This window comes from Pedobacter sp. 05T44 (assembly GCF_056395985.1).
The window spans coordinates 579037-603991 of record NZ_JBFTKO010000001.1 but is presented as its reverse complement, the minus strand read 5'-3'; the positions used below and the strand labels follow the sequence as shown (position 1 = coordinate 603991).

Here is a 24955-nt window from a genome sequence, read left to right as displayed (position 1 = left end):
AATTAAAGATTTCTGATCCAAATGTTACGGAAACTCAATGGTTCGCTAGGATCTCCATGAGATTGTAACTTAATTGGCGCAGGGCCATGAGCTTGTCTGTATGCAGGTGCTCCGATGTATTGTGTTGGCCCCAATAATGTAGTATTATCCTGAACCAATACTCCGTTAAATAACACGGTAACTCTGGCAGGTGTTTTTACAGTTTTGTCTTCGTTAAATGTAGGTGCAGTCCAGATCACATCGTAACTGTTCCATTCTCCTGGTTTGCGGGTTGGGTTGGCAAGAGGGACAAATTGTTTGTAAATACTTGCAGCCTGTCCATTTGTATAAGTGTCGTTTTTATAAGAGTCAAGAATTTGCAATTCGTAACCGGCATCACCTTTGCCAATAGAAGCAAGGAAAAGTCCGCTATTGCCTCTGCCTTGTCCTTTGCCAGTGATATTTGCAGGCACACGCCACTCCAGGTGTAATTGGTAGTTACCAAATGATTCTTTGGTTTCTATGTTTCCCGATTTTTTATTTACGGTAAATACTTTATTGGCAACCGTCCACGCAGCAGGTTTCGATCTGTCTTCAGTCATTACCCATTGGTCAAGGTTTTTGCCATCAAAAAGTATAATAGCATCAGAAGGGGGGGCTATTGTAAGCTCCGGTGTTGATACCACTTTAGGAACTGGAGTATATACTTCGGTGTCTTCAGGTTTTGCATCTTGAGCCTGAACAATGTTAATTCCTGCCATCATTAATGTAGCAAGGATAACTGATTTACGCATGTTTATCATTGTGTGATTTAATTTAATAACTATTCAAATTTATAATTAAATGGGATTAATTATAGTAATTCTCCAAGTATTTATTGGGAACGGCTAATATTGTTACAGTTTCATTCTAGCAGGTCGTTAATAATATGATGCATATAATGGAGGCTCAGGTGGTGGCAAAACCTAACAATTTTGTGAATATGCATATTTGTTAAGTTTTAAGTAAGTTTGCACAGTTTTAAGCGTTGTAATCACACATGGATATTTCTGTTGTAATCCCCCTATATAATGAAGAAGAATCGTTACCTGAATTAACTTCATGGATTGCTAAGGTAATGCAGGAGCATAACTTTAGTTATGAGGTTCTTTTTGTTGACGATGGAAGTACTGATAGCTCCTGGAGCATTATTGAAGATTTAAAGCAACAATATAGTTCAGTAAAAGGAATTAAATTCAGAAGAAACTATGGTAAATCTGCCGCATTAAATGTTGCTTTTGAGGCTGCACAAGGTGATGTAATAATTACTATGGATGCTGATCTGCAGGATAGTCCGGATGAGATACCTGAACTTTTCCGTCGGATAAAAGAGGAAAAGTTTGATATTATATCCGGCTGGAAAAAGAAACGTTACGATCCGATTACCAAAACCATACCCACCAAGCTTTTTAACGCTGCCACCCGAAAAATGTCGGGCATTCAATTAAATGATTTTAATTGCGGTTTAAAAGCTTACCGTAGTGATGTGGTTAAAACAATTGAAGTTTACGGCGAGATGCACCGTTATATTCCTGTAATCGCAAAATGGGCAGGATTTAAGAATATCGGAGAACAGGTAGTAGAGCATAGGGCGCGTAAATATGGAGTTACCAAGTTTGGAATGAGCCGTTTTGTTAATGGATTTCTAGACCTCTTGTCCATCTTTTTTGTAGGTAAATTTGGCAAACGTCCAATGCACTTTTTTGGTTCGTTAGGAGTGCTGAGTTTTGTGATAGGAACATTTATGGCCTTATGGCTTATTGGCGTTAAGCTATATCATATATCTATGGCCATTCCGTATAAAAGGGATGTAACGGATCAACCATTGTTCTATATTGCTTTGGTAGCCATAATACTTGGTTCTCAGTTGTTTTTAACTGGTTTTGTTGCAGAACTGGTTACCAGAAATGCACCAGAGCGTAACCAATATTTAATAGAAAAGGAGATTTTATAACAAATGTTTTTTTCGATTATAATTCCCCTTTACAATCGCCCTCAGGAGATTGATGAATTGCTCACTACGCTTACCAGGCAAACCTATACCCAATTCGAAGTATTGGTAATTGAGGATGGTTCTGTAAATGATGCTAAGGCTATTGTTGATAAATATGCCAATTCACTTGATGTAAAATATTTCTTTAAACCTAACGAGGGACAAGGGTTTTCGCGTAATTATGGGTTTGAAAGGGCCAAAGGCGATTTCTTTGTGATTTTTGATTCCGATTGCCTCATCCCTGAGGATTACCTTGAAATAGTAAAGGATTATCTTTTTGAACATAAACTGGATGCATATGGTGGGCCCGATGCTGCACACCAAAGTTTTACGCCGGTACAAAAGGCCATCAGTTATGCCATGACTTCTCCATTTACAACCGGAGGGATAAGAGGCAATAAAAAGCATATCGGACAATTCCATCCCCGTAGTTTTAACATGGGGGTATCCAGAGAAGTATGGGAAAAAGTTGGCGGCTTTATATTAACAAGATTAGGAGAGGATATTGAATATAGTATTCGTATTCACGAGCACGGTTTTAAGATCGGTTTAATCCCGGCAGCCAGAGTTTTTCATAAAAGACGCACAAGTTTTAGCCAGTTCTATAAGCAGCTGCACTTTTTTGGCAGGGCCAGGATAAATATTTATAAACATTTCCCTTCCGAATTAAAATTGGTGCATTTCTTTCCGGCAGCATTTACATGTGCCGTAATATTTACTGTGCTTATTAATATATTTTATTGGCCTTTAGCATTCATTTGTAACTTTGTAATGCTGATATACTTTATGTTGATATTTTTTCACTCATGGCAGGTTAATAAGTCATTAAAAGTTGCATTTTTGAGCATTATTGCAGCGTTCATTCAGCTAACAGCCTACGGTTTAGGTTTTATGCAGGATTTTATTAAAAGAGTAGTATTTAAACAACAATGATAGAATTTTTAAAGGAGAGTACATTTGCTGTAAATGAGGTGATTAGCAAGGCCTGGACAGTGACCAAAAGGAATTACTTTTCTATTGCCACACTGTGCTTTTTGATGTTTATTACTTCTAATGCTTCGGGCTTAATGGCATTCTTTTTAAAGGATGTAAGTAAGGGATTGAGTATATTGATGGCTTTCATCTTTGTGATGTTCTACTTTACCATCAATCTATCGCTGTTTAAGTATATTTTTCATTTACTGGATGATGAAGACCATGATGTAAGCATTGTAAGTACAATTCCTACCAGAAAACAGATTATCAGATTCCTGGTGGCAACGCTTTACTTTATGCTTTGTATTGTAGGTGTGTATTCGATAGTAGTGTTAATCGCTTTCCCTTTTATATACACAGGGATAAAAATGGAAGTTATAACCAATGTGGCTATTTCTGTTGGGGTAATTGCAATATTCATTACATGGATCCGTATTTCTTTCTTCCCGTTTTTTATAATCGATAAAGATTTACCTCCATTTCTATCTATAAAGCTTAGCTTAGCCACTACAAAAGGCAACTTTACAAAGATTTTTCTGCTTTTGTTAGTGCTATTAAGTTTTCACCTGCTTTATTTGTTTTTTAGTTACATACACTGGCCGGTGTTCTCATTCTTTATAAATATTTTGAGCTCCTTTATTATTGTTCCGCTATCAAGTGTAGCTTTAACTATTGCTTATCGTAAAATGATGAGTGAATACAAGGGAGATGCTGAGCCTGATATTATACATAACATAGTTTAAACAGAACTTATGGGATTAAAAGCGGCATTAAGCAAACCGTTTGCGGCCTTTATTGTAAAAGGCATCAATAAATGGAAAAAAAATGCAGTGGGAGCACAGAAGGGAACTTTAAGCCAACTCATTGATTCTGCAAAAAGTACGGCTTTTGGTAAGGATCATGGTTTTGCCTCTGTAAAAACATATGAGGATTTTAAAAAGGCGGTTCCTGTTAGGGATTACGAAGAGTTACGACCTTATATTGAAAGGGTAGTGGCAGGTGAACCTGATGTAATGTGGAAAGGAAAACCCCTTTATTTTGCAAAAACCTCTGGTACCACATCGGGCGTTAAATACATTCCACTTTCTAAAGAATCGGTGCCCGAGCATGTTAAAGCTGCCCGGAATGCCTTGCTTACCTACATTCACGAAACCGGTAACACCGCTTTTGTTAATGGTAAGATGATCTTTTTGCAGGGAAGCCCTGTGCTGAGTAAAAAAAATGGAATTAACGTAGGTAGGTTATCAGGTATAGTAGCCCATCTTGTTCCAGGTTATTTACAGAGAAATCGTCTGCCTTCTTATGCCACAAATTGTATTGAAGATTGGGAGCAAAAGGTTGATGCAATAGTAGAAGAAACCATTAATGAAGATATGACCCTGATTTCGGGCATACCGCCATGGGTACAAATGTATTTTGACAGGCTTGCACAGAAATCCGGAGGCAAAAAGATTAAAGATATTTTTAAAAACTTTAGCCTGTTTGTATACGGCGGGGTTAATTACGAACCTTATAGGGCTAAAATTGAGGAAAGCATAGGCAAGAAAATCGATACAATTGAAACTTATCCTGCCTCCGAAGGATTTATTGCTTATCAGGATAGTCAGCAGGATAAAAGTCTGTTACTGCTGGCAAATGCAGGTATATTTTATGAATTTATTCCTGCAGACGAGTATTATAATGATAACCCTTTGAGAGTTAGTCTGGAAGATGTGGAGCTGGAAAAGAATTATGCTTTGATACTCAATACAAATGCCGGGTTATGGGGTTATAGCATCGGAGATACAATTAAGTTTGTATCTAAAAACCCGTATAAAATATTGGTGACAGGACGTATTAAGCATTTTATTTCAGCTTTTGGAGAACATGTAATTGGCGAAGAGGTAGAACATGCTTTACTTACCGTAGCTAACCTGGAAGGTGTGGGTATCACAGAATTTACTGTAGCTCCTCAGGTGGAAACGAAACACGGCGAATTGCCTTACCACGAGTGGTTTGTGGAGTTTTTTAATCCTCCTAAGAATCTTGAGGCTTTCAGTAAAAAAGTAGATGAAGCACTACAAAAGAAGAATATTTACTATTTTGACCTCATTGAGGGGAAAATACTGCAACCACTGATCATTCGTTCTTTACAGAAAGATGCCTTTGTGAACTTTATGCGTAGCCAGGGTAAGCTTGGCGGACAGAATAAGGTTCCAAGATTATCGAACGACAGAAAGATTGCTGATAATTTAAGTAGTTTTATAAATTGAAAAACATATCCATTTTAGGCGCAACCGGTTCAATAGGAACACAGGCCTTAGAAGTTATTGAGGCAAATCCGGAGTTGTATAAGGTTACAGCGCTTACAGCACAATCAAACGCTGATCTATTGATTGCCCAGGCATTAAAGTTTAAACCTTTAATGGTTGTTATTGGCGACGAGCGTCAATATAAATCCGTAAAAGCAGCTTTATCAGCTACAGGTATCAAGGTTTTAGCAGGTGAAGCAGCGTTGTGTGAAGCAGCTAGTTTAGCAGAGACAGATTTAGTACTTACTGCAATAGTAGGTTCTGTTGGTTTAAAACCAACTATTGCTGCTATTGAAGCTAAAAAAGATATTGGCCTGGCTAATAAAGAAACGCTGGTAGTTGCCGGTGATTTGATAACTAGTTTAGCAAAGCAACATGGGGTAAAAATTATACCTGTAGATTCTGAGCATTCTGCAATTTTCCAGTGCCTGGTAGGTGAGGCAGTTGATACAATTGAAAAAATCTATTTAACTGCATCGGGTGGGCCATTTAGAGGGAAGGAACGTGCTTTTTTAGCTAATGTTACCAAAGCCGAGGCGCTTAAACACCCCAACTGGGTAATGGGTGCTAAGATCACCATTGATTCGGCATCTTTAATGAATAAAGGCCTAGAAGTTATTGAAGCGAGATGGCTGTTTGATTTGAATGTAGATCAGATTGATGTGATTGTACATCCTCAATCTATCGTACATTCGCTGGTGCAGTTTAATGACGGCTCTATGAAGGCTCAGATGGGTCTTCCTGATATGAAATTGCCAATTCATTATGCTTTTGCATATCCAGGAAGAATAAGCAGCAATTTTAAACGTTTCAACTTTATGGATTATCCGGAGCTGACGTTCTCAAAGGCTGACAGAGGTACTTTTAGAAATCTTGACCTCGCATTTGAGGCTTTACGCAGAGCAGGAAATATGCCTTGCATCATCAATGCTGCCAATGAAGTGGTAGTAAATGCCTTTTTACAAAATCAGATTGGTTTCCTGGAAATGAGCGATATAATAGAACAATGTATGTCTGATATCAGCTTTATAGCGACACCAACTCTTAATAATTATTTAGAAACCGACCAGCATACACGTATATTTGCGGGCGAGCTGGTAACAAAATAAGTTTTTTACAGTCAAATTTAGAAACATTTAAAATCATATATGAGCGGATTGATTATGGCGGCCCAGTTACTTCTGGGATTATCGATATTAGTTATTTTACACGAATTAGGACATTTTCTTGCGGCACGGGCTTTTGGAATTAAGGTAGAGAAGTTTTACCTGTTTTTTGATGCCTGGGGTGTTAAGTTGTTTAGTTTTAAGAAAGGGGATTGTGAGTACGGCATCGGTTGGTTACCATTAGGCGGCTATGTTAAAATAGCAGGTATGATAGATGAATCTATGGATACCGAACAAATGAATCAGCCGGCGCAGCCTTGGGAATTTAGGTCTAAACCAGCCTGGCAACGTTTAATAGTGATGCTTGGCGGTGTTATTGTCAACATAGTTGTTGGTATCCTGATTTTCTGGATGCTTACATTTAAATACGGCGAAACATTTATTCCTAACAGTTCTGCACAGAATGGTATTAATCCCGGAAGTATCGGTAAAGAAATCGGGCTTCAAAAGGGAGATAAGGTAATTGCTGTTAATGGAAACAAGGTGATTCGCTTTGATGAATTGATCAGTTCAAAGGTTTTGCTCGGAAACACAAATTTAACGGTTATCCGTGGAGACAGAACCCTGGATATCAAAGTGCCTGAGAATATCTTAAATAAGGTTTCTGATTTAGGAATTGAAGCGTTTATTAGCAGGGCACCCTTGTTAACTTCTACAGTAGATAGCGTGTTTGGCAACGCACTCAAAGCAGGATTAAAAAAAGGTGATAGAATTGTTGCTGTAAATAATACACCTGTTCGATTTAATGCAGATGTTAGAGATGAGCTTCAGAAGCACAAGAAAAAACCAGTGTCTTTTATAATTAATCGTGGTACTGAAAAGTTAACTTATACTATTCCTGTGGACAGTGCCGGAACTATTGGTATCGGATTTAACATAGATGAGATAAAACAACAAACAATTAATTATAGTCTGTTTGCTGCTCTTCCAATAGGAGCAAATCAGGCATGGAAAACTTTTAGTGATAATGCTAAAGGAATCTGGAAAGTAGTTACAGGTAAAATCCAGGCAAACAAAGCATTTTCGGGCCCTGTAGAAATCGCGCGTAAAGTTTATGGCGGAGAGTGGATCTGGATGAGATTTTGGGCTTCTACAGGCTTTATTTCTATTGCTTTGGCATTTATGAACCTGTTACCAATACCTGCTTTGGATGGGGGACATGTTGTATTCCTGATTGTAGAGATGATCAAAGGAAAGCCTCTTGGCGATAAGTTTATGGAGCGTGCCCAGATAGTTGGTTTTGTCCTGCTGTTGTCGTTGATGGTTTTTGTGCTCGGCAACGACATATTTAAGGCTGTAATGCATTAAGCCCTTATGACAGACTATTTTGCATTTTATGGCTTACCATTAAGCTTTAATCCTGATGTGGCCCTCGTAAAGCAAAAGTTTTATGAGTTTAGTAAGAAGTATCATCCTGATTTTTATATTAATGAAAGCGATGAGAAACAGGCTGAGGTATTGGAATTGAGTACGGTAAATAATAAAGCATATCAGGTTCTAAGTGATCCGCAGAAGCGATTACATTATGTTCTGGAATTGAAAGGCTTATTAAAGGAAGGTGAGAACTATGTTCTGCCCCAAAGTTTTTTAATGGAGATGATGGATATTAATGAGGCATTAATGGATTTGCAATTTGATCCCGACCCTGTGAAGCTGGCAAGTCTAAAGGAAGATGTTAATGGAGTAGAGAAGGGGTTGTCGGATGAAATTTTATCACTTACAACTTCTTTTGAAGGTCAGACTTCAGCGGAGCAGGATAAAACACTTATTGCAATAAAGGACTTGTATTATCGTACTAAGTATTTGTTAAGACTTAGAGAAAGTATTGCTAAAGCTGCCAATATATAAGGCTGGCTGTTAAATCATTGTAAAAAAGTAAAATGCTACTTTTTTACAATGATTGTTTGGATACCTTTGCCGCAAATCCATATATATGAACACATTATCCATTTTTAGAAAAGTTGCCGTTGCTGAGGGAATTTCTTACATCTTGCTGGTATTTATTGCTATGCCCCTAAAGTACTGGGCTGATATGCCTTTGGCTGTGAAATACACAGGTTGGGCTCATGGCCTTTTATTTGTGCTGTACATTGTTTTTTTAATTATGGCATGGCAAGAGTATAAATGGAGCTTTAAAAAGGTGGTACTCATAGGGTTTGCATCATTAGTGCCATTTGCCCCTTTTTGGGTAGATAAAAAACTTAAAGAAGATAATTTAAATAAGTCTTGGTAATTAGTTATTCAATTGATACATTTGCATCCCGCTGAATAAGCAAATGCCCAGCTGGCGGAATTGGTAGACGCGCTGGTCTCAAACACCTGTGGGAAACCGTGCCGGTTCGACTCCGGCGCTGGGTACTAACCGGGCTCAAGCCCAAAACCTTAAAGGGTTGCTCATTAAAAAGCAACCCTTTTTGCTTGACTTTCAGTATGTTATCATTAAACGTTGGGTCAATAAAAGCGGTTCTAAACATACCATCACCCCATACCAGATTATCTTTGAACACCCCCCTCATCAGGGTATGCTTCTGTGTAATGTTGCCTTTTTGATAAATCTCATAGAGGTTAGTTAAATTCGGTAAAGTCCGGTCAATAAGCTCATCCTCGTTTCGGAATTTTGACGGTTGATTTCCACTTAAAGAATATTCTAGCATTGCCTTTATATACGGTCCTGTACCGAAACTTCTATTTAAATTATCCACTATCAAGATAGGCCTCTTGCGAAGTGGCATTTTTTTAGCTTCATTTTTTTGAAATTCCATTAACAATGTTATTACATATACGGGTTAAATAATGTAACTCCTTAACGTAATAACGTGAGATTTCACATCACTCATCGAGTTGTTATTTATCAACAAACTTTCATTATTTCTAATCAACATCTTACCCCTTTAAAATCCAATTACCCGATATTTGTCAATTTTTGATTTCTTCCGGCTAAATCTTAATTGTGGATTCCAATTGCTCTTCTTTCGAAAATCAAACTCTTAAATTCGGTCAATCCATTAAAATGTAGTTCGAAATCAGTGCGCTCACGGGACCTGTGAGCCCTTTAAGATATCTTAAAGGGCTTTTTTGTTTTTAGGCGATTTTCAAATCGTCGAATAAAGGCTTATTTTCGATTTTCAGTGAGGTAAGAGAACACAGCTAGGTTTGCCAATTGCAGATCCTTATTGATTTGGTCAGATAAGTCAACGGTCATAGGTATTAAACATAATCCTTGTTCGAGATTAACTTAAATGGCTTTTTTATGATGCGTTGTAAGTGGTATGGCATCACTTTGTCGGCAAATAAAAGCTTGTAAATTATAAACCATAATTAATATGTTTACAGATTCGGATCACAGGTGCTAATAGCATACTTATCGTGTGTCTTTACATCATTAAGTTTAGTGATATTTCCCTTAAAAAGGTCTATCAAAAATACTTTATGAAAGCCTGGTTTATCACTTTCAAAAACCAACTTATTACCATTTGCTTTAACCGTTCCTCTAGCTTCTATTAAGGTCGATTTAACAGCGATTTGTTTGTTTGGCTTTTGTTTCAAAGCCAGCCACTCTTTCATTGAAATGGGCCTTGAAAAGTTATTCGTTATAGTTGTAAACAATGCTTTACCGTCTCCTGTATAACTTAATAGATGGCCAGCTAATCGTGGAAAAATAATCTCTTTTTGAGCAGTATCAATTGGAATGTAATTTACAAAACAACCTCGTTCTGGTAGTGCTGTTGATTGATTGATGGTTCTTTTTATTGAAATACCGACTACAACCAATAGGAGTATGGCGAATGCAAAATATTTGATGAGCGTGGTCATACCTTTAAATTCATTCGAAAATATATTTAAAACCAGCTTCTAGCTTGTATAAAACCGACATTGTATACTTTTACTTAGCCAAATCCAAGATCCATTTGATACAATCCGTAGGTTCTACAATTGACCAAGAATGTGGATGTCTTGTTCCGTCGACCCTAAAACCTTTCCCAATGGCGGGAATAAATTCTGCTTTTTTATTTCCGCTTTGCATTAAAAAATTTGTCATTGCCGAAAGATTGGCAGCATTCAAATCATAATAGGTCCTGCCTTTGTTTTTAAGTTGCCAAACTATATCTGGGTCACAGTATAATCTAACAGGAACAGTGATCAAATATTTTGCATTGCCGCCATCGTCTCTGCTTCTTGTAAACATCGAACCTTCCACATATTTTTCAGGAAACTCGTCTGGCGACCCGCCATACTGTTTTTTAAATTCATTTACCAGAAAATGGTCTTCCTGCAATGCTATTTTTTTACTTTGAGATAATTTATCCCCTTCTTTTTCGTACTTAACAATTGCATTTTTTGCGCCGTTGTATAAATCTATTAGATCTACTGGTGGATCTACACCAATTACTGCCAATGGTGTTAAGTAAGTGATGTATTTTGCATTGTGAGACATTTCGGTGTATTGCAGTGCGTTCATCCCGCCTAACGAAAGTCCACTTAAAATAAATTTATTTTTTGGAGCTTTATACTTTGTTACAATATCTTCAAAAGCGGTATCAAAAAAACGTTTTGATGTTGTATCCGTATCTAATGTGTTGTTGTAGTTTGCACTCACTACTACCGACAGAATATTTTTATCGTATGCTTGTTGCATCAAAAATTTATTGCAGCTGATTACATTTTCTGCCGTTTCGCCTGTTGATGGAAATAGAACTAAAACCGCCCGTATTGGGTTTTTAGGAGCGAGTACGTAATAGAAAAGGTTATCATCTTTGCTGATGTTGCCATAAGTCTCAGCCGTGTTTTTAAGGGCTAAAGTTTGTTTTTTAAGGAGAGGTAGATATTGATCATCTAGGTTTAAAAAATCACCATTTACAAAATTGCCAATGGTTTTACCGCCGTTGTTGAAATAGGCTGCACCTTTTCCGTTTAAGGAACCGTTGATAAAAGTTCCTTCAAAACTGGCATATCCAATAATTTCAAATTTTCCTTTCCCGTCAAATTTTCCTTGCTTCATTTCACCTTTGTAGGTAGCTGCCAATTTATTATTTTGAAACCATTGCAAAAAGCCAGCTCCGGATGCAAAATTGTTTTTGCAATTGCCATTCCAAATTAGGCTGTCTGCGGTTGTCGGTTCATCTAACCATATTTTGCAATTTGATTGATGTTCTTTTACAAACTGTCCATTGCCTTGGGCAAAGGAATTTGTGGTAAGTAATGTTAAAAGTCCAAAAAATAGTAATCTCATTTTTTTCTGTTATTTTTGTTTGTGTTACGCCTTTGCATAAATTGAATTTCCCATTTTAAACATACTGCTGGCAGCAGTTATAAATTTTCATAAGTTTTATTTGATACTTTATAAAGGTTCTTAACTTCGGGAGTACCATCTTCCTGTTTCTTAACCCATCACTTTTGCTTATCAAAACTTTGATTATGATCAGACCGAAGAAAGCATTTGCCTCAAGAACAAGAATCAAGCCTGGCTCCTCAGTTATTACCGGGAATTAAGGATGAACTCGCGGTAGATAATTGCCTCTATTCCTATACCAAAAGTGCAATTAAAAATTCTGGTTTTCCAGAGAACCAACAAAAGTAAATATCCACAAATTCGAGCGACCTACAGGAATACTTTAACCACGCGGGTGTTTTGCAAGATGTACTTTTGTATACACAAAAGAATCTTGCGCCCTTGAGGTCGGGCATTTTTCTCGGAACTCGAAAATGCTGAAGACAAAATAAAAGCAAGATTATGTCTAGAAAAAAAACTAAGAATCCAGAGCAGCTATTTTATAAAACCTTTAACTTTCAAATCTTCCACTATAGGCTCAATAAGTAATAAAAAGGCTTTTAAATATTCAAAGTAGTCCCGCTGATCGGTACATACCGGGATCGAACACTTCGATTCCGGTTTTTTATATCTTTCTAACGCCTAAATATTCTTCAAACTGTGTTCAAAGTATTTCTGCTGAACCTCATTTTCTTTGGGTGTTATGAGCGGGCTTCACCCAAGTAAGCCGTCTGTGCTATAAAACAGCCGGCTCTTGATCAGATTTAATAGTCTTTCCTGCCTCTTTTTGGGGTTTTAGTTATGTTTGGAATGAAAACCAAATAGTCGTAACCTTTTATAATTCTTTCCAGCTCCAAATTCTCTACTTTAAGCTTCTTTTTAGAGATTGCTTGTTTCAAGGGGCTTAAATCATAGGTATACCAATTGTCATCTTTTACGACGGTTAAGAAAGATTTATATTGATCTAAATCAGCCAATGTTTCACCTTCTTCTTTTCCGATGAGCATAATGTGTAATGACTTCCGGTAATTTGCCTCTTCGATATTGGAAACCAGGTTTCCAATATCGAATACTTCCATTAAACTCTCTCCTTTAGGCAGGTGATTAGCACCAAATTTGAAAAGATTCTTCTTGTCTTTCCATTCAGGTAGTTTTTCAAGAACCAGGTGCTTCATGTATTGAACTCTTAAAGGGTGAATTCGACTTAAATATAGTTCCCTGCTTAATTTTAGTGCGCTCCATATAGTTTGATATTCTGCTGAAGTATGTTTTTGAATAAATCAAACTCAGCTTCACCTTGTAAAAAAGATAAAGCTGAACCTGATTCATTACGGAATTTGTCCAGTTCAGCTGAGGATAAGGATTTAATTTTTGTTGATATTGTGTTGATTGTATATGGATCAATTTCTAGAATATAGTTGTCGAACTTAATATTATTAATAATCGCATTTGTGAAGTAAGGGACTTCATCGGTGAAATGCAGCTCGCCCAATAACACAGAATTGTTTTTGCTGATTTCATCCTGTAGGGTAATCCATCCTTTTCCTTCGAAAGTGTTGTTATTGTTTTTTTTAAAGGTGGAGTAGTTTTTTTGAATTAAACTATCCATTAGAGCGGTTTGTGCGTAACTGAAATTGGCAATAAACAGAGTTAGAATTAGTAGTTTGGTTTTCTTCATTTGTTTTTTTTAGGAAGATACAATAAATTGAATTTATCACCCTGATGATTCAATAATATACCTCCAGATATTCCTTTCCGCGACGAAAACCTCAGGAGTAAACTGCATGTGCTGGCAGATTTCCATTAACTTGTTGTTATGCTCTCAAGCAAATATAACACGAATATCGCCCAAGTGGTTCTGCGATGTTTAATCCAAAAAGAAGTCGTGGTTATTCCGAAATCAGCAAATATGAAAAGGATTAATGAAAATTTCAATGCACTTGACTTAGAGTTGTCTGCCGATGATCTGACAGCCATCAAATCGTTAGATAAAGGCATCGGATTAATTTATAGTGTTTAAAAAACGTTTGAAAATCTGACTACAACAATTACCAATCCAACTACTTTTTACAGCGCGACAATCAAGAATTTTGTACTTGAAATTTAAGTCAGTTTTAGAAATAATTAAATAAAGGATTATGCAAAAGAGAAAATTAGGAAATAGTGGATTAGAAGTTTCCACATTAGGCTTTGGCTGTATGGGTTTAAACTTCTTGGATGGCAAGGGTCTTGATAAAAAAGATGCCATCACACTACTATGCAACGCAGTTGAAAGAGGTATTACATTTTTTGATACCGCAGAAGCCTACGGACCTTACACCAATGAAGAAATTGTTGGCGAGGCATTACAGCCTTATAGAAAAGACGTAGTAATCGCCACAAAATTTGGTTGTAAGGATGCCAGACCAGCGGTAGGTTTAGACAGCAGACCCGCAACTATCAGAGCCGTAACCGAAGCATCTCTGAAAAGATTAAAGACAGATTACATCGATTTGTTGTATCAGCACAGAGTTGACCCTAATGTTCCGATAGAAGATGTTGCAGGAACAGTGAAAGACCTGATACAGGAAGGCAAAGTAAAATATTTCGGTTTATCGGAAGCAAGTGTTAAAACTATTCGAAGAGCACATTCAATTCTACCTGTAACAGCATTACAAAGCGAATACTCTTTGTTTTGGCGTGAGCCAGAAAATGAAATCATACCAACCTTGGAAGAGTTAGGAATTGGTTTCGTTCCCTTCAGTCCTTTGGGTAAAGGCTTCCTTACAGGTGTAATAAACAAAAAATTAGAGGATATCGACCGTAGAAACATTATTCCTCGTTTCAGCGAAGAAAATATAAAGGCAAATCTGGCTTTAGTGGACGCACTCTCTGAGATTGCTAAACAAAAGAATGTTACGACCGGACAATTAGCATTGGCCTGGCTTTTAGCTCAAAAGCCTTGGATAGCACCAATCCCCGGGACTACAAAATTGCATCGTTTAGAGGAAAACATTGGCAGTACAAATATTGTATTAACAACCGATGAACTTGCAAAAATTGACACAACAGTAAATGGAATTACACTTGTGGGCGACCGCTATCCGGAATTTTTAGAAAAACAAATAGACAAATAAAAACGAACAGCAATGGAAAATATTAAAGGGAAAGTTGTRGCCATTACAGGTGCAAGCAGCGGAATGGGCAAAGCCATTGCAATAGAATTAGCAAAAAATGGTGCCAAGGTTGTTTTGGGTGCAAGACGAACAGAACAATTACAACAACTTGTTGAAGAAGTTAAAAATAAAGGTGGTGAAGCCACCTTTGCTCAAATTGATGTAAAGGATAAAGCCGATCTAGTTAGGTTGGTAAATACGGCAGTTGAGCAATATGGAAAATTAGATGCCGTTGTAAATAATGCAGGTGTCAGTCAATTAAGCCGTATTGACGAATTGGATATTGACGGTTGGGAAGAAATGATCGACATTAACCTGAAAGGCGTTTTGTATGGGATGGCCGCTGCAATTCCTATTTTCAAACAACAACGATCGGGACATATCGTTAATATCATTTCTACTTCAGGAATAAAGATTGTCCCAATGCAGGGCGTTTATGCAGGAACTAAAAATGCCATTCGCACGATTGCAGAGGCGTTTCGTCAAGAGTCAGATGGAAACATACGCATTACAGGCATTTCGCCCGGAATTGTGAAAACAGATTTTGCAAACAACATAAAAAATGAAGAAATGAAAACAGCTGTCCAAAAGGGAATGGAACAGATTGCCATAGATCCCATAGCTATTGCCAATGCTGTAATTTATGCAATAAGCCAACCTAACGATGTTGAAATTGGCGATATTGTTATTCGTCCGTCAAAACAAAATTGATTAAATTCGTAAACCAAAAATGCAACAACAATCTAATATCAATCACATTAAAAGTATATCGCAATTGGTGCGGATATTGGGATTTCCTGCACCATTGCACCCGCTGATTGCATTGGTTGACTATAATAATGTTTCGATTGAAATGTTTCCAAAAGGGCAAAAAGTAAGTCTTGATTTCTACAAGATTTCCTTTAAGCCTACATTTACAGGACACATAAAATACGGACAGGGATATTACGATTTTGAAGAAGGCGGATTAGCATTTTTGAAACCAAAACAAATTGTTTTTTCACCGGAAGACGTAGAAAGCTATGAAGGTATCGCTTTGTATTTTCATCCGGACTTTATCCGAAATTATCCATTAGGAAAAACAATAAATCAATACGGCTTTTTCTCTTACGATGTTTCAGAGGCCTTATTTCTATCAGCAAAAGAAAAAGAAATTATAGCCAATTTATTTGCTACAATAGCCAATGAATTAGACAACAATATTGACAGTTTCAGCCAGGATGTTTTGGTGTCGCAAATAGAATTGTTATTGAATTATAGCAATCGTTTTTACAACAGGCAATTTATCACGAGGAAAGCAATCAATCACGACATCATAACTTCTTTGGACGAACTTTTAAACAGCTATTTTGGAGAAGAAAACAGTCTGAAAAATGGCTTGCCATCAGTGAAATACATCAGTACAGAATTAAAGCTATCGCAACGCTATTTGAGTGACATGTTGAGTTCATTGACAGGGCTTAACACACAACAATACATTCAGAACGCAATCATAGAAAAAGCTAAAGAAAAATTATCAACTACAAATCTTTCCGTTTCGGAAATTGCTTATGAATTGGGCTTTGAACATTCACAATCGTTTAGTAAACTTTTCAAGACAAAGACAAATGTTTCGCCTTTGGAGTTCAGACATTCATTTAATTAAAGACGGTAAAACCATTTGATTTTGGGGAATTGAGCATTAGTATTGCTAATTTAGAGGGTGGCCCGAGAACTGCCAGCTAAAAAACTGAAGTTAATGATAAAGTGGAAACGAATGAAAATGTGGTGGTTGCAGTAGACTAATCTCATAGTAAAAGGCTCACATAGGGATCAAATAAATAAGTCTAATTGTTGAAGCTAGTTATTGATGAAAAGAGCCTGCATATAATCATCTCTTTTTTTCTAAATCAATCAATTATTGGCTCAATGAGCGATAAAAAGCGTTCCATATGTTCAAAGTATTCCTATTCCACGGTACAAACCCCTCTCTAAAGCACTTAGAGAGGGGTTTTTGGTTTTATATTTTGTAATGTGCCTCCATTGCACAGAAAAGAAGATTTTACAGTTCGATCTCGGGTGGTGAAGTATGGTTCAATCATGTTATCTTTACAAAAGAGATGGAATAAACTTATTTTTATAGATTAAGTAAAATGCAGTTTGAACCGAGTAAAAAGCTAGTGCCATTTATCAGGCATTATTTATTATTGCATACCAATGAGTTGGAGGAGATGACATATCGTTTGTTTTCTGACGGACAACCAGGCATAGTCGTTCCGCTGACTAAAAATATGCTGATCAGCACGAGTGATTATCCATTTGGAGATCAATTGCCATCGATGTTTATTTATGGCCAAATGTCTGCCTATAGAGATCTTAAAATTCAGGGTCAAATGGCTTTGTTGGTTGTTGTATTACGCCCATTTGCACTTAATTTATTATTTGGGATGTCTGCTGATGAGCTAAATGATGGGATATTTCTTCCCACTGATCTTATCGGAGCTGAGGCGATTCCGTTTGAACGAAAGGCGGCGAAAAGTAAAAGTCTTCATGAGGTAATTGACACCATAGAAAGCTTTCTCCTTGAGCGTTTCCAAAAAAGCAACGGTTTGAATCCTGATCTGCTTTTTAGCCTTGAAATCATCAATAAACATGAGGGGCTTATTAGAATGGAAAACTTGCTGAAGGAACTACAAATGAGTGAGCGACAGCTGGAAAGACTCTATCGTAGGCAGATTGGTGTTTCACCAAAAAAGTTCATGAATGTAATTCGTTTCCAGCACTTTTTAAAGATCTTCAGAGATCTTTCTGCAGAAAGCAAATTGACTACTGCGGTTTATAAAGCTGGTTATTATGATCAATCTCACCTGAACAATTATTTCAAGACAATGACCGGTATTACACCGATGGAATACAGGTTAAATGTCAATAAGCTTGCAATTAATTTTATGCGGTTTTAGGGCTGAATCTTCATTTCCATCAATATAGTTTTTAGTTATATGTATATGGTTGTCGGAATTTTCCAATCATTGTTGAAGGCCGAGGGATAATTTTGTGTCATGAAAAAAATAAAAATAGCTACTGCGCAATTTGAAAACAAAAGTGGCGACAAGGAGTATAATCTTAAAATGATTGAACAGCTTTCCGAACAGGCAGCAAAGGATGGGGCTGATGTTATTAGTTTTCATGAATGTTCGATTACAGGTTATACGTTTGCAAGGAACCTTAGCTATGAGCAAATGTTAGTGCTTAGTGAAAGCATACCAAATGGACCGAGCGTAGCTGCTCTCATTGGATTTGCAAAGAAATATGGAATTGTTATTCTCGCAGGTCTATTTGAGAAAGATGAAAATAATGAACTCTATAAAGCATATGTATGTGTAGATGGAAACGGCTTAATCTCTAGTCACCGCAAGTTACACCCGTTCATTAATCCCTATATCAAGCCGGGGTCTGCCTATACTGTATTTGAATTGCAAGGCTGGAAATGTGGGATTTTAATTTGCTACGATAATAACATTATTGAGAATGTAAGAGCAACAAGACTTTTAGGAGCTCAGGTGATTTTTATGCCACATGTAACGATGTGTACACCATCAAGCAGACCAGGGGCGGGATTTGTTGACGCTAGCCTGTGGAGGGACAAAAATGCGAACGTCCAGTTACTGAGGAAAGAATTTGATGGTGATAAAGGCAGGAAATGGTTGATGAAGTGGTTGCCTGCAAGAGCCTATGATAATGCTGTTTACGCGGTATTTTCAAATCCTATTGGAATGGACGACGATCAGTTGAAAAATGGTTGTTCCATGATTTTGGATCCGTTTGGTGAGATCATAGCGGAATGCAGATCTTTAGATAATGAAATTTCAGTGGCGGAACTAGATCCTGAAAAACTTACCGATGCGGGTGGCTCAAGATATATTATGGCCAGAAGACCGGCGCTATATGCGGACGTCATAGGTAAAAAACATAAAAGTGAGCATAAAGTTTCATGGCTGAAGTGAATCCTTGCTTTGCTTCTGGGATGCTTCTGACTTGCTTCTGGACTGTTTCAGTATCAAATTCGTATCAACGTCTTAGCAACTTCGGTGTATCTTCATCTCAGAACGGACGTGCATCAAAGTTGCTAAGAAGATATATCGGAGAAGTATCGAAGTTGATACTGAAGCAAGCACTGCCGAACCATAATGTGGTGTCTAACTGGATACTGGGATTAAATTCTTCGAGTCTATATTGGCGAAGAGCTGCATTGCTACATCGTAGTTGCATCAGCTTCTAATAAGGATACGAGTAAGCGTGTTTACTTAAAAATTTAATACATTTATTTGACAGGGATGTATAATTTAACATACAAATACCTGAGCGCTATCAGTATTATCTAATCAGTACTTGCCAACTTTATTTCTTTTTTTGAGGGTTAAAAATGCCATTATCTTTTAAAGCTGCTCGTTTGGCATGATAAGTGTAAATTATTATTGAAAAATTAATCCTCAATCTATTTCTATGAAAAAAACCTCTTCTTTCGTAGCGTTGTGCTTAATCGGCATTGCTACATTCGCTTCTCCTTTAATTTCTACTGCTGCTGCTAAGCAGTGTAACGCAGCRCTTACGGTAACTTATGTGTATCCAGATGGTTCTGTTTACGGCTCTTATACTTACTATGGTAGTGGTGCAACCTGCGGAGCCGCAATGGATGCTGCAAGAGCACGTCAAAATGCCGTAGAGGCAGCGGTAAATGACGACCCATCAAGCCCTATTCACGTTTATTAAGCCCCAAGAAACCTTAACGGTTTAATTACCCTTATTATAAAACGTATTTAGGCTTTATTCTACTGTTTGAAAACAAAAAGATGAGTGCTGCTTTGTAAAAGGAGAACTMATCTTTTTTAAATTATACCCACCTCTCATATCCTTACAATTTATGTATCAAAACAAATCGACTCTAAGCTTTGCTTTTATATTGTGCTTTTTAACGTTTAATATAAGCGCACAAGTTAAAGGAACGATAAATTATAAGTTAACAAAAAACGATGGTGTCAGTAGCGCTACAGAGATAAACAGTATAGTTTATTTTTCCGGAAACAAGTCTATTGAGATAAACCTACCTAAAAATTTATCTAACACCATAGTAGCAGACGGAGATAATAGTTTCGTGGAAACGAAAGTTCTGAAAAATAGCAAGCCCATATTTGTTTACAAAGATTTCAGCAAAAATGAACTTCAACTTTCAGACTTTATAGAGCGTAATATTTATTTGATTAAGGATACACTGGCTAATTTTAAGTGGACAATAACTAAGGAAAAGAAAAAAATATTAAACTATAGCTGTACACGGGCAACTACCAACTTTAGAGGGCGTCAATTTGAAGTTTGGTTTACCGACGCCATTTCTGTACCAAATGGACCATGGAAGTTCTGCGGACTGCCCGGTTTAATCATTGTTGCAAAAGATTTAGAAGGGAAATATAATTATGAACTTACCGGCATTAATCTAAAAGCAGTATTCGACCCCAAAATAATCAGTATTCCCTTTTCTTATTCAAAAGAGAAGGCTGTAAGCCATGCCTATTTTATTGCAGCTTATAAAAAACGTGTTGCCCAAAATGCAGCGCTATCGAGGGCAAGTGAGCAGCAGAATAGCAGTGGGGGAAGCTCGTCTTTCACAGTAACTTTACCGCCCAAAATGGAAAAACTTTAGTTGTTTTGAAATTTGTATTTTCACTCTTATTTATTTTAATATCTTTTGCCGGTTTCGGGCAAAAATTAACTTTAAATGGTAAGGTTACTACTGGCGGGCAGCCGCTTGCATATGCAACTTTGCAGTTAAAAACAGCAGACAGTACTATCCTTTCTTATACAAACAGCAATACCAATGGGCTCTTCGTTTTAGAAGCGAATTTAGGCGGTGCGAAATTTATATACTTAATAGCCAGTTACATCGGTCTAAAAACCGATACACTAAAATTAGAATCGAGTACCTTTAACGGCAATGTAATTAGTCATAACTTCGAATTACTTGATGACCCAAAACAATTAGAGCAAATAAACATTAAGGCTGAAAAACCGACTGTAGCAATTCATAATGATACGACCAGTTTTAACGTAGCTAAATTAACAACCGCGGAGGATAAGAACATTGAAAGTGTGATCAGAAAAATGCCAGGCATGTCTGTAAGTAAAGATGGCACGATCACTTATAACCAACAAAAAATCACCAAGGTTTTATTAGAGGGGGACGATATGACGGGTGAGAATTATAAAACCATAACCCAAAATTTGAAACCCCAGCTTGTAGAACAGGTACAAGCAATAGAGAATTATATCGAAGATGACCTATTGAATGGAATAATAAGCTCTGATGAGGTTGTCTTAAATCTTAAATTAAAAAACAATAAAAGTATTTTAGGGAGTGCAGATCTGGCGGTTGGCATCAATAAAAGAAACGATGTGTCTGCCAATGTGGTTTCTCTATACAAAAGAATTAAGGCCTTCTCTTACATAAGCAATAACAATACGGGCAAATACCAGGAAGATTTGTTAAGCCTTAATAGTAAAACAGCATACAACAACTCAAACGGCAAGTTAATTAATCATGCTATAGGAGATACTAACCCATTCGACAACAATAACTTTCGTCTTAATAACACGCTTTCAGGAAGTCTTTCTGCTGTGAGCCATGCTAATAAAAACCTTAAACTTACATTCGGTGCTTATGCAATCCGCAATAAGCTTTCTGATGAACGATCTAACACGCAAATTTTCCTTGGCCCAGAACCTATAACTACCGAAGACCGGGAAACAAGGTCTTCTAACGACAAGAATTATCAAATAGAGTTGGGTGTACAACAAAGAATTGGCAGGGCTTCTCGCTTATCCTCTGCCATATCCTATACTTTTAAACCCTCAACTTACGCCTCTCTGGATACTTCCTTTTTTAATGCTGAAACTGAAAATCTGGTCAATCAAAGTCAGGAGGATAAGGTTAAATCATTTAAGGGAGAAATAAGTTATGTTCAAAAAGCCAATGCATCTACTGCATTTGTGGCCACAATGACTACCCTTAACCAGAAAATTGAGCAAAGCTACGGATCAATTTCTGATCTATACAGTCAAATTCCTTTATTTAACGGTGCCAAAAATCTGCTTCAAAATGCTTCGAATACGCTAAATACAGTTACGGTTGATGCTCAACTACTAAAAAAATCGGGATACAACTATTTCTACTTAAATGGGGGAGGTAACATTAAACAAACACAAACCTTTACTAATCTTTATAGGGTAGATAATTTTAATCAAACCCTTCTTGGAGAAGATTTTCAAAATGATGTTGTTACGGATAGTCGGTTACTTTATCTAGCGGCGAAATATACTTTCGATAACAAAATTATCAAAGTGCAGGGTTTATTAAGGGGAAACATAAAACATATTAGTGTGTATGAGCAGGATAGCACCTACTTTTACTTACAGCCAGAACTCAACATCACTGCTAAATTAAGTGATTATCAGCAGCTGTCCTTAAATTACAAAATTCAGAATACCTCCACGGATGATTTTGATTATTACAAAAACAGTTTGGTAACAGATGTTAGGAATATCAATACAGGTTTAGATCGTATATATTACTTTAACAGCCATATCATACGGGCATACTATAACAACAGATCTTTTTCTGATAAATATTTTTCATTTCAGTTATCGGGCAATGCAAGCTATAGCGCATCAGGTTTTCTTACCGCTAATTATTTTGATAATACCTTGTTTTACACGCAACTGGATTTTTATAAGGGGATAAAAAAATTAGGAGGAAATGCTGTTTTTCAAAAATTTATCCCGGTTATTTCTACAGATTTCACCTTAAATTTTGGTCGATCCAAAACCAATTATTACGCATCAATTAGCAATCAAATAAATAATTATACTAATTTCAATAACGCATTTGATTTTAAGCTATCTACGGGCTTTAAATTTCCATTGAACTTTTCAGGACAATTTCAATATATCAAAGATGCCACTTATTTAGCCGATAATAGGATAAACAATAACATTGTCCGTAAATATTCTGCTGCTTCAAGGATTAAATTTGGTGGTGGTTTAACACAACTGGTTTCTTTTGACCTATATCAGCTTAACAAAACGAATTATCATATATTGAATTCGGAGCTCATATATCAGCCTAAAAACACACGCTTAAAATACAGCATTATAGGTAAAAACCTTTTTGATGTAAAAACACTAGTTAATAATTATGTCAGCAATGTTGTAAAATCTACTAGTAGTGCCTCGTTGTTGGGCAGGTACGTAATGTTTAATCTTTCATTGGCCATTGGCCAATAGTGTAGCAGTAATGTTCTATGATTTCGGTATTGCAGACTTCTATCCCTAGCTACTAGCCTAGAAAGTCTGGAGGATAGGTTTTCTGATTATATTTTAGGTCTATTTCTTTTAAAAATTCTCTTCGCTTGTCGTTTAATTCAGGAACTGGCAGAATCTGACCCGGCAATACAGGTACGCCTATTTCCTTAAATAGATTTTCCAGTCCTGCCGGTACCACCGTGCAGAGTAAGCGTGCATGGTTTTCAGAGATGTTTTTAAAACAGTGTACCGCCCCACCAAAGGGTATATTTACAAAGCCATCTTTACCAACAGTTTGCTTACCTGCTTCTGTTTTAAATTCCACTTCTCCTTCCAGAACGTGGAACATTTCCTGAGTTTCGGGATGGGAGTGGGGTGGTGGGCCTCCACCTGGAGGAACAGTCATTTCAATAACAGCATAGTTGCCATTGGTCTGATCTCCGGAGATTACAATTCTGTAATTGCCACCAGCTATCGCTAATGTTTCTCCTTCATCGCTACTGATAATCTTTACATTAGAATCCATATTATCTTCGATTTCCACTAAACATTTGATTAAAGTTAAAAAATGTTTTACGCACTACCAGGTGGCAATCAACTAAATTGAGGATACTTATCTCGACCGCTTTTTGTTCCCTTTGTTATACCACATTAAAAAGCCTGTGATGGGCATGCCGGCACAGATTAATGAAACAAAGAAAGCAAGTAGCTTGGTTGGGATGCCCGCATAGGCTCCGGTATGAATGTCGTAATTCATACTTCTGAATTTCTCACCACCCTTTACGTCCTGATCGCCGTACTTCATTAACAGTTTGCCGTTGTTACGGTMAAAATAATACCATTCGAACAGGTGTGTACGATTTTTGGCAAGCCGTACCTGAACATCCATTGGATCTGTATTCTTTTCGCGGAAGCGGATCGATAGTATATCTGCTTGAGGATGCAATTGGAAAAGATGAGTAATAGCGCTATCTGTTGACTGAGGATGGTAGGTCTCGTTGGGCGTAGATAATGGAATAATGCGCTTTTCAGCAGCTTTTCCGCCATTGGCCAGGAACTGAACAGACTGATCAGCCCAGGGAAAAGCGAAGACCAAACCTGTTACACAGATCAGAATCGCTGGAATCAGGATATAAAAGCCCGATACATTGTGTAAATCATAAATTCGTCGCTTTATTCCTACATTACGCTTAATTACAAGCCCTTTTTTGAAGGCTTTTGTCTTCCATTTCCGAGGAAACCACAGAATCAGACCGCTCAACAATAAAACAAAAAAGCATAGCGCCGAAATTCCTGTTACCATGCCGCCAACTGAGTCACCCAATAGTAGGTTCATGTGCAGGTTCAACACCAGTTGAAAGAATTCATTTCGCGTGTCTTCCACGTATACTACTTTTCCATTGTAGGGGTTCACATAAACCCTGTAATAATATTTGTAGTAGTTCCAGTGTCCGATGGCTTTCTTATCCGTTAGCGATGCACGAAATATCCAGGTGTGGCCTTTAGCAGGATAGATCTCACTGCGGGTAATCTTAACATCCGGCCCAAGCGCTTTTTGCGCCTGATTGCGCAGCTCACTGAAATTTAAAAAGTTGCGATTCCCCTCAGCTTCTACATAATATCGCTTATGATAAAAGTATTCTTTTAGTTCATCCGAAAAGACATTTATACAACCAGTTATACTAACAATCAAAACAACCAGGCCTGTAATCAGACCAAGCCATTTATGCAGCCAGAAAAAGAGTTTCCGCAGCATT

24 protein-coding genes and 1 tRNA gene are annotated in these 24955 nt (G+C 37.2%); 18 read left to right on the top strand and 7 right to left on the bottom strand.

The genetic code is table 11. From position 1 onward, the window contains the following. Positions 1 to 2: 2 nt before the first annotated feature. Positions 3 to 773 carry a 3-keto-disaccharide hydrolase gene (locus AC1DDK_RS02465; protein ID WP_084498238.1) on the bottom strand — a complete coding sequence of 257 codons (771 nt, stop codon included), beginning with the start codon at positions 771 to 773 and terminating at the stop codon, positions 3 to 5. 245 nt (positions 774 to 1018) lie between these two features. Between AC1DDK_RS02465 and AC1DDK_RS02460 the strand changes: the two genes are divergently transcribed. The 9 genes from AC1DDK_RS02460 to AC1DDK_RS02420 all read left to right on the top strand — a co-directional run bounded on the left by AC1DDK_RS02460 (position 1019) and on the right by AC1DDK_RS02420 (position 8801). Next, entirely contained in the window at positions 1019 to 1972 is a 954-nt protein-coding gene (locus AC1DDK_RS02460; RefSeq protein ID WP_172660684.1) for a glycosyltransferase family 2 protein, read from the top strand. A gap of 3 nt (positions 1973 to 1975) precedes the next feature. Beyond that, positions 1976 to 2944 carry a glycosyltransferase family 2 protein gene (locus tag AC1DDK_RS02455; protein ID WP_048904323.1) on the top strand — a complete coding sequence of 323 codons (969 nt, stop codon included), beginning with the start codon at positions 1976 to 1978 and terminating at the stop codon, positions 2942 to 2944. Next, positions 2941 to 3729, top strand: coding sequence for a hypothetical protein (locus AC1DDK_RS02450; RefSeq protein ID WP_172660683.1), 789 nt, complete (start codon positions 2941 to 2943; stop codon positions 3727 to 3729). Before AC1DDK_RS02455 ends, AC1DDK_RS02450 begins: the two co-directional genes overlap by 4 nt. A 9-nt stretch (positions 3730 to 3738) precedes the next feature. Beyond that, entirely contained in the window at positions 3739 to 5238 is a 1500-nt protein-coding gene (locus AC1DDK_RS02445; RefSeq protein WP_172660682.1) for a GH3 auxin-responsive promoter family protein, read from the top strand. After that, positions 5235 to 6386, top strand: a complete 1152-nt coding sequence (locus tag AC1DDK_RS02440; protein WP_172660681.1) for a 1-deoxy-D-xylulose-5-phosphate reductoisomerase — start codon at positions 5235 to 5237, stop codon at positions 6384 to 6386. The genes AC1DDK_RS02445 and AC1DDK_RS02440 overlap by 4 nt, the downstream gene beginning before the upstream one ends. A 39-nt stretch (positions 6387 to 6425) precedes the next feature. After that, the gene (rseP, locus tag AC1DDK_RS02435) at positions 6426 to 7751 is read left to right on the top strand and encodes an RIP metalloprotease RseP (protein WP_172660680.1); all 1326 of its coding nucleotides are present in this window, start codon (positions 6426 to 6428) and stop codon (positions 7749 to 7751) included. Positions 7752 to 7757: 6 nt separating this feature from the next. Further along, complete coding sequence (locus AC1DDK_RS02430) at positions 7758 to 8291, top strand: iron-sulfur cluster co-chaperone HscB C-terminal domain-containing protein (protein WP_172660679.1); 534 nt, start codon at positions 7758 to 7760, stop codon at positions 8289 to 8291. An 85-nt stretch (positions 8292 to 8376) separates the two neighbouring features. Next, positions 8377 to 8676, top strand: a complete 300-nt coding sequence (locus AC1DDK_RS02425; RefSeq protein WP_048904329.1) for a DUF3817 domain-containing protein — start codon at positions 8377 to 8379, stop codon at positions 8674 to 8676. Between the two features lie 45 nt (positions 8677 to 8721). Then, positions 8722 to 8801: transfer RNA gene (locus tag AC1DDK_RS02420), tRNA-Leu, on the top strand. 969 nt (positions 8802 to 9770) lie between these two features. On the opposite strand, the gene AC1DDK_RS02415 is transcribed toward AC1DDK_RS02420, so the two are convergent. From AC1DDK_RS02415 to AC1DDK_RS02400, 4 genes are all read right to left on the bottom strand, one after another. After that, the gene (locus AC1DDK_RS02415; protein ID WP_337715377.1) at positions 9771 to 10256 is read right to left on the bottom strand and encodes a hypothetical protein; all 486 of its coding nucleotides are present in this window, start codon (positions 10254 to 10256) and stop codon (positions 9771 to 9773) included. Positions 10257 to 10326: 70 nt separating this feature from the next. After that, the gene (locus AC1DDK_RS02410) at positions 10327 to 11673 is read right to left on the bottom strand and encodes an MORN repeat-containing protein (RefSeq protein ID WP_337715375.1); all 1347 of its coding nucleotides are present in this window, start codon (positions 11671 to 11673) and stop codon (positions 10327 to 10329) included. A gap of 803 nt (positions 11674 to 12476) precedes the next feature. Continuing rightward, complete coding sequence (locus AC1DDK_RS02405; protein WP_477633804.1) at positions 12477 to 12887, bottom strand: hypothetical protein; 411 nt, start codon at positions 12885 to 12887, stop codon at positions 12477 to 12479. Positions 12888 to 12940: 53 nt separating this feature from the next. Further along, positions 12941 to 13390, bottom strand: coding sequence for a hypothetical protein (locus AC1DDK_RS02400; RefSeq protein WP_477633803.1), 450 nt, complete (start codon positions 13388 to 13390; stop codon positions 12941 to 12943). 138 nt (positions 13391 to 13528) lie between these two features. On the opposite strand from AC1DDK_RS02400, the gene AC1DDK_RS02395 reads away from it, so the two are divergent. The 9 genes from AC1DDK_RS02395 to AC1DDK_RS02355 all read left to right on the top strand — a co-directional run bounded on the left by AC1DDK_RS02395 (position 13529) and on the right by AC1DDK_RS02355 (position 23180). Further along, positions 13529 to 13732, top strand: a complete 204-nt coding sequence (locus AC1DDK_RS02395) for an aldo/keto reductase (RefSeq protein ID WP_288880688.1) — start codon at positions 13529 to 13531, stop codon at positions 13730 to 13732. 118 nt (positions 13733 to 13850) lie between these two features. After that, positions 13851 to 14828 (top strand): aldo/keto reductase, encoded by a 978-nt coding sequence (locus AC1DDK_RS02390; protein WP_288880691.1) that lies wholly within the window; start codon positions 13851 to 13853, stop codon positions 14826 to 14828. A 12-nt stretch (positions 14829 to 14840) separates the two neighbouring features. Then, positions 14841 to 15578 carry an SDR family oxidoreductase gene (locus AC1DDK_RS02385; protein ID WP_172660673.1) on the top strand — a complete coding sequence of 246 codons (738 nt, stop codon included), beginning with the start codon at positions 14841 to 14843 and terminating at the stop codon, positions 15576 to 15578. Between the two features lie 19 nt (positions 15579 to 15597). After that, entirely contained in the window at positions 15598 to 16512 is a 915-nt protein-coding gene (locus AC1DDK_RS02380; RefSeq protein WP_288880694.1) for a helix-turn-helix domain-containing protein, read from the top strand. Between the two features lie 487 nt (positions 16513 to 16999). Next, entirely contained in the window at positions 17000 to 17806 is an 807-nt protein-coding gene (locus AC1DDK_RS02375; protein WP_337715373.1) for an AraC family transcriptional regulator, read from the top strand. Between the two features lie 99 nt (positions 17807 to 17905). Continuing rightward, on the top strand, positions 17906 to 18850 hold the full coding sequence (locus AC1DDK_RS02370; RefSeq protein ID WP_337715371.1) for a nitrilase family protein: 945 nt from the start codon (positions 17906 to 17908) through the stop codon (positions 18848 to 18850). 499 nt (positions 18851 to 19349) lie between these two features. Next, positions 19350 to 19616, top strand: coding sequence for a hypothetical protein (locus AC1DDK_RS02365; protein WP_172660669.1), 267 nt, complete (start codon positions 19350 to 19352; stop codon positions 19614 to 19616). A gap of 151 nt (positions 19617 to 19767) precedes the next feature. Continuing rightward, positions 19768 to 20544 (top strand): GLPGLI family protein, encoded by a 777-nt coding sequence (locus AC1DDK_RS02360; RefSeq protein WP_172660668.1) that lies wholly within the window; start codon positions 19768 to 19770, stop codon positions 20542 to 20544. A gap of 5 nt (positions 20545 to 20549) precedes the next feature. Then, positions 20550 to 23180 carry a peptidase associated/transthyretin-like domain-containing protein gene (locus tag AC1DDK_RS02355; RefSeq protein WP_172660667.1) on the top strand — a complete coding sequence of 877 codons (2631 nt, stop codon included), beginning with the start codon at positions 20550 to 20552 and terminating at the stop codon, positions 23178 to 23180. 52 nt (positions 23181 to 23232) lie between these two features. Here the strand turns inward: AC1DDK_RS02355 and AC1DDK_RS02350 are convergent, their stop codons facing one another. After that, positions 23233 to 23742 (bottom strand): cupin domain-containing protein, encoded by a 510-nt coding sequence (locus AC1DDK_RS02350; protein ID WP_288880706.1) that lies wholly within the window; start codon positions 23740 to 23742, stop codon positions 23233 to 23235. A 69-nt stretch (positions 23743 to 23811) separates the two neighbouring features. Further along, entirely contained in the window at positions 23812 to 24954 is a 1143-nt protein-coding gene (locus AC1DDK_RS02345) for a PepSY-associated TM helix domain-containing protein (protein WP_477633802.1), read from the bottom strand. Position 24955: the final 1 nt, after the last annotated feature.